A 304-nucleotide genomic window follows, 5' to 3' on the forward strand; every position below is an offset into this window, starting at 1 on the left:
GTGTGGAGTTGATCTTTTGCGTTAAAGATCAGTGCAGGAGCTGCACGTAGAGACTCGCGGTTGACACCTTGTTTAAACCATTGCTGTGCACTAGTAGGCGTGGCACCCAAACGATCGTGCATATCGCCCATGTAGGCGGCTACACAGCCTTACATGGCTTGTGATTCATCTGTCACGCAGGCATTCACTAAACCGGCTTCAAGTCAGTGATGGGTTTGTGATTGGTCATCGACCTGAAAATGTACCACGATCTTTTTTTCAATTACTGTTGATTGTAGCAAGGGCAACAGCCATGTCGCTAAGG

The 304-nt window shown here is 48.0% G+C and carries 1 pseudogene; it reads right to left on the reverse strand.

Annotation, left to right across the window (positions count from 1 at the left end):
• Nucleotides 1-304: pseudogene (locus ACG9ZB_RS16980) on the reverse strand (ArgP/LysG family DNA-binding transcriptional regulator); the annotation flags it as partial.

The organism is Acinetobacter johnsonii, from assembly GCF_048551975.1.
Lineage (GTDB): Bacteria > Pseudomonadota > Gammaproteobacteria > Pseudomonadales > Moraxellaceae > Acinetobacter > Acinetobacter johnsonii_A.